This window comes from Nocardia sp. IBHARD005, assembly GCF_052814245.1.
Genome location: NZ_CP199935.1, coordinates 4,590,768 through 4,606,932, shown reverse-complemented (window position 1 = coordinate 4,606,932; position 16,165 = coordinate 4,590,768). Strand labels below are relative to the sequence as shown.

The following is a 16,165-nucleotide window of genomic DNA, read 5'->3' as shown; positions in this document are numbered from 1 at the left end:
GCAGCTCAGTCCCGGCCGCGCAGCGCGTCGAGGACACCGGCGAACATCACCGATTTGATCGCCGTCATGGTGGTCTGATCCTTGCCACCCAGCGGCGCGACCACAGCCAGTGCGGCATTCAGGACTTCGCCTTCGGCGGCGGTGGCGTCGACCAGGTCGAGGGCCAGTGCGTCGGCGCCACCGAAGCGGCGGCCCGTGGTCATGCTGGCGACGGCGGTCTTGGGCGTCACCTTGGCTTGGATGAGCGCAGCCATGCCGTTGGTGAAGGGGATCCGGATGTCGGCCTCGGGGAAACAGAAGTAGCCGCGGTCGGCGCGCATCACCCGGTAGTCGTGCGCCATGGCCACCATCGCACCCGCACCGAAGGCGTGTCCGCCGATGGCGGCGACCGTCGGCATCGGCAAGGTGAGGACCCGGGCGAACAGGCCGTGCACCGCTTCGACGTATTCGGCGGCCCGGTCGCCGTTGGCCGAGAGCCAGTCCAGATCGAGACCGTTGGAGTAGATCTTGCCGGTGGCGGTGGTCACCAACGCGTGTGCGCCCTCGGCGACGGCGGTGTCGAGGTGGGTCTGCACTTCGGTGAGGAAGTCGGGGGAGAAGCGGTTCTCGCCGTCGCCGAGGTCGAGCACGGCGATCGAATCATGGTGGCGCAGTGTGGGCACGGAGTTTCCTTTTCAGTGGGGACCGAGGTCGAGGACGGCACGCACGGCAGCGCGGAGCTGAGCGCGGGCCAGGGGATCGGTGAGACGGTCGCGGCGCAGCAGCAGCGCGGTGGGCAGGTCTACCAGACAGGTGGTGACGGTGGCGACGCCGCGCCGGTCGGCGCGACCCCACAGGGCGCGCGCGAGCCGGTTGAGTGCGGCGACGAGTGCCTTCTCGGCGTCGGCGATCTCCTGGGCGAGTTCGGGCGCGATGTCACCGGCGAGCAGTTCGGCGCGATCGACGAGCAGGAGCAGGCGCGCGGAGTCGGGGTGTTCCTCGGCCAGCCGCGCGGGGGCCTCGGCGGCGTCGAGGACCGCATCGATGCGGTTCTCGGGGTCGGCTGCGGTGACGGCGCGGTCGATGTCGGCCGACTGGAGGGCGAGGAATCGGTGTGCGGCGCGTAACCAGGTGCGCGCCAGCACAACCTGTCGAGACTGAAATGTGTGATAGAGCGCGCCATTGGATACTCCGGTAGCGGCGGCGACTGCGCGCACCGTGACAGCGGCGGGACCGGAACGGGCCGCGAGCTTTTCGGCGGCGTCCAGCACCGTCTGCGGGTCGTGCGTGCGCGGTCTCGGCATGAACAAAAGTTTACAGAGCGTCCGCTCTGCTATTCCATGCGGATGCGGTTTTGGGTCGTTGTGCACGTATTTCGTTCCACCACTTGGCATTTCGTCGATCAATCGGCCGGTTCTGGCGCAGCGTAGACAACGTCGTGTACGCGCGGGGGCTCGATACGATGGGGTACTGTTCGCATTCTTCGGCCCCTGCCCGCACGAACAGAACGGCATCGCGATGTCCCGAGTGGTCACCAAGGAGCAGTACTTCGACACCGCGGTGGCGGTGCTCGCCGAGTTCGGTTTCAAAGGTCTCAACATCGGGGTGCTGTGCCGCCGCCTCGGCGTCACCAGCGGCTCGTTCTATCACCACTTCGGCTCCTGGCAAGGCTTCGTCGACACCCTGCTCGAACACTGGGAGAACCGTCAGATGGTCGAGCTACGCGCGCTCGACGTCGGCCACGGTGACGCCGATGCCGACGTGCGCGCCATGTCGGTGCTCGCCAGCGGACTCGAACACGGCGCCGAAGCCGCGCTGCGCGCCTGGGCGGCCAACGACGAATCGGTACACGTCACCGTCAAACGGGTCGACGAGTCGCGTCGGCGCACCGTGCACCGCGTCATCGACGGCGTCGTCGACGACACGGCCACCGCCACCGTCGTCACCGAATTCGGCATGGCGATGATCATCGGCTACCAACAGCTCGCCGCCGCAGGTGAACCCACCGAACTCGACCACCTGCTCGCCGAGTACGCCCGGCTGATCTACTCCCACCGCGGGTAACCGGGTGATTCGGGGGCTCAGGTGAGCGGCGGCGAACTGTCCGTAGAAGCCGAACTGGCCACCCTCGGCCGCAGCCCAATCCTGAATCACCACCAGGACATCGCCTTGCGCGAAGGGCGCTGGTCGCTAGCCGAGCACCTGGTCGACGTAGCACCAGCGCCAGACCTCGCCGGGCTCCACGCTGCGCATCACCGGATGCGCCGAGGTCCGGAAGTGGGCACTGGCGTGGTCACCGATCGAGGACTCGCAGCATCCGATATTCCCGCACCCGGTGCACATGCGCAGATGCACCCAGCGCCAACCCTCGTCGAGACACTGCCGGCATACGAGCTCAGCGGTAGGTGGTTCGGCCGGCAGCGGCGCGTCGTCGAGGTGCGCGCACCCCTGCCTGCCTGCCGCGGTCGACAGCGGTTCGGCGCGGCGCTCGTCATCGCTCTCGTCGAAGCGGTCGATCATCGACTCCTCGAGATCGAGCCGGGCCAGCACATGTTGGAGCACTTCGTAATCCACCGACCCCGCGTCGCGAACCTTCAGCACCGCATCACGTTCGGCGCCCAGCATCGCCAGCCGTAGCCGCCGGTACTCCGCGGTCGGTGTCACCCATTCCGCTTCCGGGCGGCCCAACCGCTCCCAGGCGGCGTTGGAACGCCAGATCAGCCGCTGTCGCAGCGATTCGATCACCGGTGCGGGGGTGTCCGGTCCGATCTTGCGGTCGAGTTCGGCCAGACCGGCGGTCGAAGCCTGTTGCAGCAGATCGGCTTTCGCGAGCGCGTCCTCCTCGCGACTCGGCCCGCGCAACCGCAGCAATCGCACCAGCCACGGCAACGAACTGCCCTGCACCAGCAGCGTGCCGCCGACCACCACCAGCGCGAGCAGTTCGAGGACCGGCAACTGCGGGGTCGAGTCGGGCAGCAGCAACACCGCCGCCAACGTCACCACCCCGCGCATCCCCGCCCACGACACCACCGCCGCGTGGCTCAACGGCTCGGTCGCGCGCCCGAACAGCCTGGCCACCAACACCGGCGTGAACACCCACACCGGGCGCGCCAGCATCACCGCGGCCAGCACGCTCACCGCCGTGACGACGAGGGTGCCGTGATCCAACCCGCTGTGCCAGGCGCCCTCGACGATCCAGCGCACCTGCAACCCGATGATCAAGAACACCGCGCTCTCCAGAATGAACTGGATGGTGCGCCAATTGGTGGTCTCGGCGACCCGCGAAGCCGCCCCCTGCCACCGCTGCGCGCCGTGCCCGAGGATCATCCCGCACGTCACCACCGCGATCACGCCCGAGGCGTGAAAATGCTCGGCAGGCAGATACGCCACGAACGGGGCGAGCAGCGACACCGAGGTATCCAGCACGGGATCGGTGATCCGCCTGCGCAACATCACCAATACCGCCGCCACCACGGCCCCGATGACACCGCCACCGACGGCGGCGAGCAGGAAATCGCCCCCGATCTGCCACGCGGTCACCGCACCCGCCATCGCCGCGATGGCCGAGCGCAACGCCACCAGCGCGGTCGCGTCGTTGAACAGCGACTCGTCCTCGAGCACCGTCACGATCCTGCGCGGCATCCCGGTGCGTCGCGCCACCGCGGTCGCGGCCACGGCATCCGGGGGAGCGACCACCGCACCCAGCGCGACCGCCGCCGCGAACGGCACCGGCAGCAACCACCACACCACCAACGCCACCGCGAACGTGCTGAACAGCACCAGCCCCACCGACAGCGACGCGATGGTGCGCAGGTTGTCCTTGAAATCGACCAGCGATGTGCGCAGCGCGGCGGTATAGAGCAGCGGCGGAAGCAAACCCAGCAGCACCACCTCCGGTTCGAGATGCACCTGCGGCACTATCGGCAGATACGACGCGGCCACCCCGGCCAACGTCAGCACCAGAGGCTCGGACACCCCGAATCGCCGCGCCAGCGCCGCCAGCGCGGTCGCCGAGCCGATGAGGACAACCAGACCGATCGCGACATCCACCCGCGCATTCTCCCATCGACAGACCGGTCAGTCCGTCGACGCCGCTCACGAACGGTTGCGGCCCAGCAATCGCCAGCGCCCGGTGGCCGTTCGACGTTGTGGGTAACCGTCTGTCCGGCAACGTTTGTGATGCGACGCATCCGGTCGCGCGGTCGAAGCCTGTCCGCTGGTAGCCCTATCCTGTTTCCTCGTCCATCGCGAGGTGGTCGACCGAGCCCCACACGCGCAAGGCCAGTCGCGGGCCCTCGCGCCGCCACTGCGACACCGAGGCATTGGGCACCGGCTCGAGCGAATCCGGTACCGGCGCACCGAGTCCGTCGAGGACGTAGCGCAACGACACCACCACCGCGTCATGGGTCACCACCAGCACCTGCTCGCCCGCGGCCACCACATCCAGCTCGTCGAGGAAACTGCGCACCCGCAACGCCACATCGGCCAGCGATTCCCCGCCCGGCGGGCGATACACCCAGTTGCCAACCCGTTCACGACGCGCACCCTCCTCCGGTGCGCGTCGCCGGATCGCCCGATACGGATGCAGTTCGAACACCCCCATCTCCCGATCGCGCAACCGCTCGTCGACCAGGGTGCGGATCGGGCGCAGGTGCCGATTGCGGGTGGCGGCCGCCTCGGCCATCACCGCCCAGGTGACCCGCGTGCGCAGGTAGGGGGAGCAGACCACCAGCGTGGGCCGTTGCACTCCGGCCAACCCTGCCAGCCAGTCTCCGAGACAGTGCGCCTGCCACTGCCCGTACGCGGTCAATTCCGCCCCGGAGTCGGTCCCACGCATCGGCCGCTGCTCGGTCGCCGGGTCGGCGAACCACGCATTGGCCTCACTCTGCGCGTGCCGCACCGCCCACAACCCGCCCAGCGCGCGCGGCACCACCAATCCTTCGGGCACCTGCACCCACCCCCTCCGCTGCTCGAACCCCATCGATGTCCTTCGTGCTCGTCCCGTCGTGCCCGGACGCGCCAGGGAACAGCGGCGTCGTTGCCGGCGTTGCACTCCCCGAATTCGAACGCCTGTCCAGAACTGTTCGGCGGACCGCCGCCGCACCGTTGATGTGCCGCAGGAGGCCCGCTTGTCCACCACAGTAGAGATCTGGACCGACATCAATTGCCCGTTCTGCTACCTGGGTAAAGCCCGCTTCGAACAAGCACTGGCCGACTTCGCGCACCGGGACGACGTCGACGTGGTGCACAGGTCCTTCGAACTCGATCCGACGCTGCCCGCCGATTCCACGCGCCCAGTCATTGCGGCGATCGCCGAGAAATACGGCATCACCGTCGACCAGGCCGCCGCCAACGAACGCGGCATCATGTCGGCCGCCTCGGCTACGGTGGACAGCGCTCGCACCGATCGACCCGTGGCCAGCTGGAGGCGTCTTGCGCATCATCGTCCGGATCCTGCTCGTGCTCGCCGCGCTCGTGTGCGCGCTCGCACCGGCCTCGGCCGCCCCGGCAGTCGATGACGCCACCGCCCGCAAGATCGACGAACTGCTCACCGTACGCGCCGAATCGGGCAATCTCGGCCGGGGCGAACTCATCGAACGCCTTTCCGCACGCCTGCTCGGCACCCCCTATGGCGCGAATATGCTGATCGGCTCGGCCACCGAACCCGAACAGCTCGTCGTCGACCTGCGCCGCGTGGACTGCTTCACCTACCTCGACTACATCGACGCCGCCTCCCGCTCCGCCGACCGCGACCAGTTCCTCACCCACCTGATCGCCACCCGCTATATCGACCGCCGCGTCGAGTTCGCCCAGCGCAAGCACTTCTTCACCGACTGGGCCACCCGGGAGCGCCTGGCGGCCACCGACATCACCGCGAGCCTGAGCCCCGCCGCCGTCACCACCACCAAGCACCTCAACGCGAAAGCCGACGGCAGCACCTACCTGCCCGGTGTCCCCGTGGTCGAGCGCGCGGTCACCCATATCCCCTCGGCTGCTGTCGACGGGGCAGTGTCTGGCGCCCTCCGCACCGGCGACTACCTCGGTGCCTACGCCCCGGATGCCGGCCTCGATGTCACCCACGTCGGCGTCATCGTCCAAACCGCCACCGGCCCCGTCTTCCGCAACGCCTCCTCACTCGCCGCGAACAACCAGGTCGTCGACACTCCCTTGACCGACTACCTGCGGACCGTCCCCGGCATCGTCGTCCTCCGCCCGCTCTGACACCGCCCATACGAACCTGTACTGGCAGTTCCAGCAAGCGCCGGGGCGCACCGCGGCCGTCCGCCCGACCGGAGAGCTTGACTTCAGGTCGGCCTGAACACGCACGGTGGTCCCATGACCACCCTCGGCGTCGACCGTCGCGCCACACGACTCCTCACCGGCCTGTACCGCCGGATCGCCACCGACATCGACACCCGCCGCTGTCCTGAAAACTGTCCGACGTGGGACGATCGCGGATGTGACCGGTACACCCGCGAAACCACAGCACCTGCGCGACCTCGCGCTGCTGCGTCGCGTGCGCGACCGCATCGACCGCGAATACGCCCAGCCACTCGACGTCGAAGCGCTCGCCCGCGGCGTACACATGTCGGCCGGACACCTCAGCCGCCAGTTCCGTCTCGCGTATGGCGAATCGCCGTATTCCTACCTCATGACCCGCCGCATCGAACGCGCCATGGCACTGCTGCGGCGCGGCGACCTGAGTGTCACCGACGTGTGCTTCGCGGTCGGCTCGTCCTCGCTGGGCACCTTCAGTACCCGCTTCACCGAACTCGTCGGCGTGCCGCCCAGCGTGTACAAGCAGCAGCAGGACGAACAGACCGCCGGGATGCCGTCGTGTGTGGTCAAGAAGGTGACCAGACCGATCAGGAATCGAGAAGCTTCGGCTCCGACCGCCAATTAGCGTGGTCGGCATGAACCTCACCATTCACCAGACCTACCTGCCGCAGGACGACCCCGACGCCGCCCTTGCCTTCTACCGCGACGCGCTCGGCTTCGAGGTGCGCAACGACGTCGGCTACAACGGGATGCGGTGGATCACCGTCGGCCCGGCGGGCCAGCCCGACACCTCGATCGTGCTGCATCCGCCGGCCGCCGACCCCGGCATCACCGACGAGGAACGCCGCGTCATCAGCGAGATGATGGCCAAAGGTACCTACGCCGCCATCAACCTCGCCACCGAAGACCTCGACGGCCTGTTCGAAAAGCTGCAGGCAGGCGAGATCGAGGTCGTCCAGGAACCCACTGATCAGCCCTACGGTGTCCGCGACTGCGCCTTCCGTGACCCCGCCGGAAATATGGTCCGGATCCAGCAGGCCAAGTAGGCCACCGCGCCGGTAGATTCGATATCCGGCGATGTCGACTGATCGAGGGAGACCCATGAGCACGGCCAAGAAGACCGGCACCACCATAGAGCCGGCCGACAGCCACGACCTGATCCGTGTGCACGGCGCACGCGTCAACAACCTGCGCGATGTGAGCATCGAGATCCCCAAGCGCAGGCTGACCGTCTTCACCGGCGTTTCCGGATCCGGCAAGAGCTCCCTGGTCTTCGGCACCATCGCCGCCGAATCACAGCGTCTGATCAACGAGACCTACAGCGCGTTCGTGCAGGGCTTCATGCCCAGCCAATCACGCCCCGACGTCGACGTGCTGGAGGGACTGACCACCGCCATCCTCGTCGACCAGTCGCGCCTCGGTGCCGACCCGCGCTCCACCGTCGGCACCGTCACCGACGCCAACGCGATGCTGCGAATCCTGTTCAGCCGCCTCGGCGACCCGCACATCGGATCCTCACAGGCGTTCTCCTTCAACGTCGCCTCGATCAGCGGCGCGGGTGCGGTCGAGGTCGAGAAGAACGGCGTCACCGTCAAGGAACGCCGCAGCTTCTCCATCACCGGCGGCATGTGTCCCACCTGTGAGGGCAAAGGACTCATCAACGACATCGACCTCACCGAGCTCTACGACGAGAACCTCTCCCTCGACGACGGCCCGTTCAAGATCCCCGGCTACAGCATGGACGGCTGGATGGGCCGCATCTTCAAAGGCTCCGGTTTCTTCGACCCGGCGAAGCCGATCAAGAAGTACACCAAAAAACAGCTCGCCGACCTGCTGTACAAGGAGCCGACCAAGGTCAAGGTCGAGGGCATCAACCTCACCTACGAAGGTCTCATCCCGAAACTGCGCAAGTCGATGCTGTCCAAGGACATCGATTCGCTGCAACCGCATGTGCGCGCCTTCGTCGAGCGTGCCGTCACGTTCGGCACCTGCCCCGACTGCGCGGGGACCCGGCTGTCCGCGGCTGCCCGCTCGTCCAAGATCGACGGCATCAGCATCGCCGATGCCTGCGCCATGCAGATCACCGATCTGGCCGAATGGGTGAAGGGAGTCGATGATCCGTCGGTCGCGCCGCTGCTGGAATCTCTGCGTCAGACCTTGGACTCGTTCGTCGAGATCGGCCTCGGGTACCTGTCGCTGTCGCGTCCCTCTGGCACCCTGTCCGGCGGTGAAGCACAGCGCGTCAAGATGATTCGCCACCTCGGCTCCTCGCTGACCGATGTCACCTACGTCTTCGACGAGCCCACCGCGGGGCTGCACCCCCACGACATCCAGCGGATGAACGACCTGCTGCTGCGCCTGCGCGACAAAGGCAACACCGTGCTCGTCGTCGAGCACAAGCCCGAAACGATCGTGATCGCCGACCATATCGTCGACCTCGGCCCCGCCGCGGGCTCCCAGGGCGGCACCATCTGCTTCGAAGGCACCGTCGAGGGGCTGCGCGCCAGCGACACCGTCACCGGCCGCCACTTCGACGACCGCGCCTCGGTCAAGGACTCGGTGCGAAAGTCCGGCAGCGCCTTGCAGATTCGCGGCGCCACCGCCAACAACCTCGACAAGGTCGATGTCGACATCCCCCTCGGCATCCTCGTCGCGATCACCGGTGTCGCGGGCTCGGGTAAGAGCTCGCTGGTCCACGGCTCGATCCCGATCGACGAAGGTGTCATCTCGATCGACCAGACCCCGATCAAGGGCTCGCGCCGCAGCAACCCCGCCACCTATACCGGCCTGCTCGACCACATCCGCAAAGCCTTCGCCAAGGCCACCGGCGCCAAACCCGCCCTGTTCAGCGCCAACTCCGAAGGTGCCTGCCCCAACTGCAACGGTGCGGGCGTGGTTTACACCGACCTGGCGATGATGGCCGGGGTCTCGACCATGTGTGAGGTGTGCGAGGGCAAACGCTTCATGGCCGAAGTCCTCGAATACACCTTCGCGGGCAAGAACATCAGCGAAGTGCTCTCGATGCCCGTCGACGAAGCACGCGAGTTCTTCGGCGAGGGCGAAGCCCGCACCCCCGCCGCCCACAAGATCCTCACCCACCTCACCGAAGTCGGCCTCGGCTACCTGACCATCGGCCAGCCACTGACCACCCTGTCCGGCGGCGAACGCCAGCGCCTCAAGCTCGCCACCCATATGTCCGACAAGGGCGGCGTCTACATCCTCGACGAACCGACCACCGGCCTGCACCTGGCCGACGTCGAACAACTCCTCGGACTGCTCGACCGCCTCGTCGAATCCGGCAAGTCCGTCATCGTCGTCGAACACCACCAGGCCGTGATGGCCCACGCCGACTGGATCATCGACCTGGGCCCCGGCGCAGGCCACGACGGCGGCCACATCGTCTTCGAAGGCACTCCCGCCGACCTGGTCGAGGCGCGCTCCACCCTCACCGGCGAACACCTGGCCACCTACGTAGGCGCCTGACCAAGTGCGGCCGGGCTCACCCTGAGCCCGGCCGCACTTATTCTGGACCGATGCTCGCGATCTCCACCGATCCCGCCGCCGTCGACCTCGACTGGCTCCACCATCGCCTGTCCACCGACGCCTATTGGGCCCTCGGCCGCAGCCGCGACCGCGTCGAGCGCCTGGTCGAGAACTCCTTGCCCTACAGCGTGTTCCAGGACGGCTCCCAGATCGCCTTCGCCCGCCTGGTCACCGACCGCACCACCTTCGCCTGGCTCTCCGACGTCTATGTCGACCGCCTCCAGCGCGGAAAGGGCATCGGCAAACGCCTCCTCGACCGCATCATGGCCGACGCGGACGACTGGGGCCTACGCCGAATGGCCCTGGCAACCGGCGACGCCCACGACCTATACCGCCCCTACGGCTTCACCCCCCACCCCAAACCGGACCAGTGGATGGAAAAGAACTGGCCGGCCAACCCCGCCTGAATCGCGAACGGCCACACGCCGAATCGGGAGTCCGGCTCGCCTTCTCCCGCCCCTCGTCTCCCCGGCCACTGCCGATGTGATGTATCTCGCCATCGTCGAGCCTGGTCTGGGCGGTGATCACCGGCATAGCCTGAGATCCCGCGCGTAGTCGAAATCTCTTGCACTAGAAGGATATTCGGTGCAAATCGGACAGGTTGACGGCTCGCTGATGTCGGTATGCGCGGGCTGCCGTCCCGGGACGCGTCAACGACTCGGGCCGACGGCAGAATCCTGGCAAGGAGCTGCACCGTGTCGGTTCGTCGCAATGACCTCAGCCCCGTGATCACCCGCCGTGGCGCACTCGCCGCGCTGGCACTGCTCGGCGTCGCGGGTTGCGGTGGTTCGGTAGCGACCACAACCAGCACACCGCACTGGGATTACAACGGCGAGGGGCCCGCGCACTGGGCCGATCTCGACCGTGGCTATGCGACATGCCGAGTCGGGCACGCCCAATCACCGATCGACCTGGACAGCCCCACCGAACTACACCCGTCCGACCACATCGAGATCGACTACCGGCCGATGCCGTCGGTGCCGTTGCTGAACAACGGGCACACCATCCAGGCGACCGTACCGGCGGACTCCGGCAATCACATCGTCGTCGACGGCACACCGTTCACCCTGACCCAGTTCCACTTCCACCTACCCAGTGAGCACACAGTCGACGGCACCGACACCGCCATGGAGCTGCATCTCGTCCACGCCGCCCGATCGGGCCGCCTGGCAGTTCTCGCCGTCCTCCTGCACGCGCACACCGACCCCACACCACTGAGTCCAATACTCACCGCCACACCGAGCCGCTCAGGCCTCACCCGCACGGTCACCACCGTCGACCCGCGCGAATTCCTCCCCACCGACCTCGCTCAATTCCGCTACCAGGGCTCCCTGACCACGCCCCCGTGTACCGAAGGTGTCGAGTGGATCGTCCTGCGCCACCCCGCCCCGGTCGCAGTCGCCGACGTCGACAACTACCGCGCTCTGTTCCCGCACAGCAACCGACCGACCCAGCCGCTCAACGGCCGCCCGGTAGTCCTCGCCGGATCCAACTGACCAACCGGCAGCGATTCATCGGAGGCCGTGTCGGCGGAGGTCGGGGCCTGCCGGCAAATATTGGCACGCGGTGGAGGATGGGGCCATCCCGCTCCGCGTGATCGCCGAGGCCATTGGCAGCCGTCTCGGCCTGCCCGTCGTGAGCGTCCCCGCGGAAGTACTGATGGTGCCGGGATACTATGGGTTCCTCGCGAACATAGTCACGCAGAGCTACCCGGCGTCCAACCTCATCACCCGCCGGACCTTCGGCTGGCAACCACTCAGCCCGGCCTGCTCGCTGATTTGGACAACGGCAATTACTTCTCCGCCAGCTGACGGCAGGGACCCGACCCGGACCCCACTAGTCACTGACACCGCAATCACGGCCCCCGTCTGTAACGTCTAACCAATTACCGCGCACCGCACCGATTCGACCACTCGAGTTCGTATTCTCACCACGATCGCGCGCCCGGCGTGCGGCACCGGAACAGGGGTTGAAAACAGCAAATGGCTATATCTGACGTCGAGGCGTACACACATCTCTCGCCTACCGACATCGAAGAGTTCGGGCAGCGGCTGGACGCGTTGCGCGGGCGGATCGAATCCAGCTTGGGCGAGCGCGACGCGAAATACATCAAGACCGTCATCCGCGTTCAGCGAGCGTGTGAGATTGCCGCCAGGCTGGTGCTGCTCGACTCTGGCCGGAAAAGTAGTTGGTGGTGGGGGACAGGTCTGCTCACCTTGTCGAAGGTGCTCGAGAACATGGAGATCGGGCACAACGTCATGCACGGCCAGTGGGACTGGATGAACGACCCGGAAATCCACTCCACCACCTGGGAATGGGACCATTCCATGCCCGCCGCGCACTGGAAAGAAGCGCACAACTACCGCCATCACGTATTCACCAACGTGCTGGGACTGGACCCCGACGAAGGATACGGGCTTCTCCGCATCACTCGTGACCGGCGCTGGCGCCCCTACCACCTGGGGAACTTCGTCTACCTTGTTCCGGTGTCGCTCCTGTATGAGCTCGGTATGTGCGTGTACCACTTGGAGATCCCGCGCGTGCTGGCGGGCAAGAAGGACAAGAAGAAGTTCCGGCAGGCTCGCGACGAAATCATCCAGAAGGCAGGAAAGCAGCTGCTCAAGGACTACGTCGTCTTCCCGGCGATGACCGGGCGAAACTGGAAATCGACCATGCGCGCGAACGTCACTGCCAACGTCACCAAAAACGTGTGGGAGCAGATCATCACATTCTGCGGGCATTTCCCCGACGGTGCGGAGAAGTTCACCAAACGCGACATCGAGGGCGAGACTCGCGGCGAATGGTATTTGCGCCAATACCTGGGCAGCGCCAATATCGAGGTCGGTCCTCTGATGCGTATACTTTCCGGCACGCTCAGTCATCAAATCGAACACCACCTGTTCCCGGACCTGCCGAGCAACCGACTCCCCGAAATTCAACGTGAAGTGCGAAAGCTCGCGGCCGAATATCGGCTCCCGTACACCACGGGCAGCTTGGTCCGTCAATATGGTCTGACACTGCGCACCATCGCAAAACTTTCGTTGCCCGATAAGTACCTCACCGCCGACGCCGACAACGCCCCGGAAACCAGCTCCGAAAAAGCCACCGAATCCCGCCGCCTCACCCCTGTCCTGGTCTGATATTCCATCGCGCACCGCATCATTTCGGTGCGGGAACACTCGATACTTTCGTCACTGTGACGAATTGAGGCCGGGGAAGTGGCCGGGGGAGTGTCAGCCTTCAGGTGGCCACATCGGTTTTCCGGGGACATCGAGCCCAGATCTGCCGATGGGCATATTCAGCCCGAACGGTCATTAATCGACCAGATCCGAGAATCACCCGAATTTCGTCAACTTTCGTCCCGCATCACGACATGCCATCAACAAGCGCAGTGAATGCTGGTGCGCAGAGAACGATAATGCGGACCGGTGACGGTGAGCGGCATTCAGCACGCGGTGTAACTCGGCACGTAGCGCAACATCCGCAAAATCCCTCCCTGACCGGCCGCCTTCAAACGCCGATAATGCACATTATGTCAAGTAGACGAGGCATACCGCACCCCCTGTACCGCCGACTGCAGCCGCCGCTGTGGCCAACCGGCGTCTTTCGCCGGGAGGCTGAAATTCGAGTGGATGACCCCGGACCTCGGCCTGTCGATCGGTGGCAGCTCCCCCGGCCTTTCGCCGTCATCGGCAAGACCGTGACTCCGTCGTCGCCTACGTGCCTGCCCCAGCCACTGACCACAGCGCCGCTGGTCGGGCTCGCCCGGCCAAACCGGTTTGGCGGGACCGATCGTCACGCGGCCCACTCGGGTCGATCCGATGTAACGTTCGCCACCGTCGTTGCGACAATTCAGTCAGCACACACCGTCCCAGACCCCGCCGGTGCTCTCGACCACCTCACCGCGGGAAGGGTAAGTGGAGATGGCTCAAGAATTCTCCCGAATGCGCCAAGAGCGCCCGCACTGCCATCGCAGCGGCAACCACGGTGAGCACTCACCGCCACTGAACTGATAGCCGATATTTCGGCGAGTCAACCACAGAGTTCGCATCCTGCAGCCTTGCCGCACCGTGCACAGCTCGCACGGCACGGCGTCAGATGTGCTTTCGATACCTAATGCTTTCGGCCGCCGTGGTGATGACCGGCGTCCACAGATGAGGTGTGTCCCATGGTTGAACCATCCCCCGCGATCGATCCCGACAGCAGATCAGCCCCCTCGCCGGATCAATGGTCGAGTAGTCCCCCGAAAACCGCTGTCAGCCTGGTCATTCCAGCGCGCAATGAAGCACGCAATATCGCGTGGGTGCTGGAGCAGATTCCGGACAGCATTACCGAAATCATCCTTGTCGACGGCTCGACGGACGCGACGTTGATCACCGCCCGCAGCTCCCGGCCCGATATCAAGGTGGTGCCGCAGCAGGGCATCGGAAAGGGTTGCGCGCTGCGCGCCGGATTTCTCGCCGCGACAGGCGATGTGATCGTGATGATGGATGCCGATGGCAGTATGTCGCCGCAGGAGATCTCGCATTACGTGCACTTCCTGGAAAACGGCTACGACTTCGTCAAGGGATCGCGTTTCATCGGCGGCGGCGGTTCACTCGACATCACCCGGATCCGGCGTTGGGGCAACAGGTTCCTGCTGATGGTGTTCAACGCGATCTATCACACGCGCCTCACCGACTTGTGCTACGGGTACTGCGCGTTTCATCGGCGCTATCTCGAGCATCTGAATCTGTGTGCGACCGGCTTCGAGATCGAGGCCGAGATGACAGTGCGCGCGATGCAGGCGGGTTTGCGGATCGCGGAGGTGCCCAGCCTGGAACTACCGAGGCGGGCAGGCCAGTCCAACCTGCGCGCGATCCACGACGGTACCCGGGTCCTGCGGACCGTCGTGCGTGGTCATCGGCTGGGGGCTTTGCGGGCGGGTGGTGCTCAACCGGCGCCGAACACACCTCCCGGCGTCGCGATGGGATCGTCATGATCGCCGTGACCAAGTACCTGAAGCCGCACAGGGAATTCACGGAGGCGGGTGCGGCTCGTGCGCTCGCGCAGACCGATCTGCCGATAGGGCGGATCGATGTCGAACTGAGCGTGCCGGAGAGCGAACTCGTGCTCGCGGATCCGTCGGTGCGGCCGGGGAAGATCTTGGCGCTGCTGCGGTTACACGGGCACCCGGTCGGGATCGCGGTGCTCGACGGGCGGCTCGGCCGGTCCTGGCACAGGCATGCCCCGGTGGTCTGGACGGCGGTCGGCGACGCCGTCAACGCGCACCTGGCCGGGGACGGGTTGCCCCGAGTGGAGTTCCTCGCCGAGGTGGCGCGCGAGCCGGTGGTGTCGGCGCAGTGTCTGCGCTGGCATGAGGAGTTGCTGGTGCACGCTCCCGTGATCACCGTCGTCGTCGCCACCCGGGATCGGCCGGACAGCGTGTGCGAGTGCCTGGACGCGCTGTTGTTGATGGAGTATCCGGCCTTCGAGGTCGTCGTCGTCGACAACGACCCGACCACTGAGGAGACCGCCACGGCGATCTCGCGGCGTTTCGGTGGGCGCGTGCGGTATGTCCGCGAGAACCGGCGCGGTCTGGCGGCGGCACACAATCGTGGACTGTCCGCGGCGCGCGGCGAGATCGTGGCTTTCGTCGACGACGATGTTGTCGTCGACCGCCATTGGCTGACCGGGATCGCCGAAGGCTTCGCCTCCGGACCCGACGTCGCCTGCGTCACCGGCCTGATCCTGCCCGCTCAACTCGAAACGCCCGCGCAGCTGTTGCTCGAGCAGCACGGCGGGTTCGACAAAGGCTTCGAACTGCACGTCTTCGACACCAGCTGGAACCGGCCCGCGGATCCGTTGTTCCCGTTCACCGCGGGCAGGTTCGGTTCCGGGGCCAATATGGCGTTCGATACCGCGGTCTTGCGCGGGCTCGGCGGGTTCGACCCGGCGATCGGTGCCGGCACGTTCGCTCGTGGCGGTGACGATCTGGCCGGGTTCTTCCGTGTCGTCGTCGCCGGACATCAGCTGGTGTACCAGCCCAGTGCGGTGGTGTGGCACCGCCACCACCGGGAGATGGCAGCGCTGCGCAATCAGGCCTACGGCTATGGCGTCGGGCTCGGCGCGTACCTGACCAGTGCGCTGATCCACGAGCCCGCGATGGTCGCCGGGCTGGTGCGGCGATTGCCTCGTGGGCTCGGGTACACCTTCGGCGCGGCATCGGATCGCAATCGTGGCCGCTACGACGGATTGCCGGGCGATCTCGCGTGGTTGGAGAAGCGTGGAGTGTTGTTCGGGCCGGTGGCCTACGCGATCAGCCGGTGGCGTACCCGCAGGGCGAGCACGACGGCGGGTAGCCGGGGCGGTCGGCAGTGAGTGT

The 16,165-nt window shown here is 66.3% G+C and carries 15 protein-coding genes; 11 read left to right on the top strand and 4 right to left on the bottom strand.

Annotation, left to right across the window (positions count from 1 at the left end; genetic code table 11):
• Nucleotides 1–5: 5 nt before the first annotated feature.
• Nucleotides 6–662: an enoyl-CoA hydratase-related protein gene (locus ACTWPB_RS21710; protein ID WP_446222409.1), complete on the bottom strand. Its 657-nt coding sequence runs from the start codon at nt 660–662 to the stop codon at nt 6–8.
• Between the two features lie 12 nt (nt 663–674).
• The gene (locus tag ACTWPB_RS21705) at nt 675–1,283 is read right to left on the bottom strand and encodes a TetR family transcriptional regulator (protein WP_446222408.1); all 609 of its coding nucleotides are present in this window, start codon (nt 1,281–1,283) and stop codon (nt 675–677) included.
• 214 nt (nt 1,284–1,497) lie between these two features.
• On the opposite strand from ACTWPB_RS21705, the gene ACTWPB_RS21700 reads away from it, so the two are divergent.
• Nucleotides 1,498–2,043, top strand: coding sequence for a TetR/AcrR family transcriptional regulator (locus ACTWPB_RS21700; protein WP_056819923.1), 546 nt, complete (start codon nt 1,498–1,500; stop codon nt 2,041–2,043).
• Between the two features lie 126 nt (nt 2,044–2,169).
• Here the strand turns inward: ACTWPB_RS21700 and ACTWPB_RS21695 are convergent, their stop codons facing one another.
• Nucleotides 2,170–4,029: a Na+/H+ antiporter gene (locus ACTWPB_RS21695; RefSeq protein WP_446222407.1), complete on the bottom strand. Its 1,860-nt coding sequence runs from the start codon at nt 4,027–4,029 to the stop codon at nt 2,170–2,172.
• Between the two features lie 175 nt (nt 4,030–4,204).
• Complete coding sequence (locus ACTWPB_RS21690; RefSeq protein ID WP_446222406.1) at nt 4,205–4,927, bottom strand: histidine phosphatase family protein; 723 nt, start codon at nt 4,925–4,927, stop codon at nt 4,205–4,207.
• A 181-nt stretch (nt 4,928–5,108) separates the two neighbouring features.
• Here ACTWPB_RS21690 and ACTWPB_RS21685 point away from each other — a divergent pair, with 181 nt between their 5' ends.
• From ACTWPB_RS21685 to ACTWPB_RS21640, 10 genes are all read left to right on the top strand, one after another.
• Entirely contained in the window at nt 5,109–5,498 is a 390-nt protein-coding gene (locus ACTWPB_RS21685; protein ID WP_446222405.1) for a DsbA family protein, read from the top strand.
• Nucleotides 5,413–6,201 (top strand): N-acetylmuramoyl-L-alanine amidase-like domain-containing protein, encoded by a 789-nt coding sequence (locus ACTWPB_RS21680; protein WP_446222404.1) that lies wholly within the window; start codon nt 5,413–5,415, stop codon nt 6,199–6,201. Before ACTWPB_RS21685 ends, ACTWPB_RS21680 begins: the two co-directional genes overlap by 86 nt.
• 238 nt (nt 6,202–6,439) lie before the next feature.
• The gene (locus tag ACTWPB_RS21675; protein WP_446222403.1) at nt 6,440–6,883 is read left to right on the top strand and encodes a helix-turn-helix transcriptional regulator; all 444 of its coding nucleotides are present in this window, start codon (nt 6,440–6,442) and stop codon (nt 6,881–6,883) included.
• Nucleotides 6,884–6,893: 10 nt separating this feature from the next.
• The gene (locus tag ACTWPB_RS21670; protein WP_378924568.1) at nt 6,894–7,304 is read left to right on the top strand and encodes a VOC family protein; all 411 of its coding nucleotides are present in this window, start codon (nt 6,894–6,896) and stop codon (nt 7,302–7,304) included.
• 55 nt (nt 7,305–7,359) lie between these two features.
• Nucleotides 7,360–9,741 (top strand): ATP-binding cassette domain-containing protein, encoded by a 2,382-nt coding sequence (locus tag ACTWPB_RS21665; protein WP_446222402.1) that lies wholly within the window; start codon nt 7,360–7,362, stop codon nt 9,739–9,741.
• Between the two features lie 50 nt (nt 9,742–9,791).
• A complete protein-coding gene (locus tag ACTWPB_RS21660) occupies nt 9,792–10,208 on the top strand; it encodes a GNAT family N-acetyltransferase (protein ID WP_446222401.1) in 417 nt (138 codons plus the stop codon).
• Nucleotides 10,209–10,496: 288 nt separating this feature from the next.
• Nucleotides 10,497–11,297: a carbonic anhydrase gene (locus ACTWPB_RS21655; protein ID WP_446222400.1), complete on the top strand. Its 801-nt coding sequence runs from the start codon at nt 10,497–10,499 to the stop codon at nt 11,295–11,297.
• 486 nt (nt 11,298–11,783) lie between these two features.
• Entirely contained in the window at nt 11,784–12,941 is a 1,158-nt protein-coding gene (locus ACTWPB_RS21650; RefSeq protein ID WP_446222399.1) for a fatty acid desaturase family protein, read from the top strand.
• 1,028 nt (nt 12,942–13,969) lie between these two features.
• Nucleotides 13,970–14,782, top strand: a complete 813-nt coding sequence (locus ACTWPB_RS21645; protein ID WP_446222398.1) for a glycosyltransferase family 2 protein — start codon at nt 13,970–13,972, stop codon at nt 14,780–14,782.
• Nucleotides 14,779–16,161: a glycosyltransferase gene (locus tag ACTWPB_RS21640; RefSeq protein ID WP_446222397.1), complete on the top strand. Its 1,383-nt coding sequence runs from the start codon at nt 14,779–14,781 to the stop codon at nt 16,159–16,161. The genes ACTWPB_RS21645 and ACTWPB_RS21640 overlap by 4 nt, the downstream gene beginning before the upstream one ends.
• Nucleotides 16,162–16,165 lie beyond the last annotated feature (4 nt).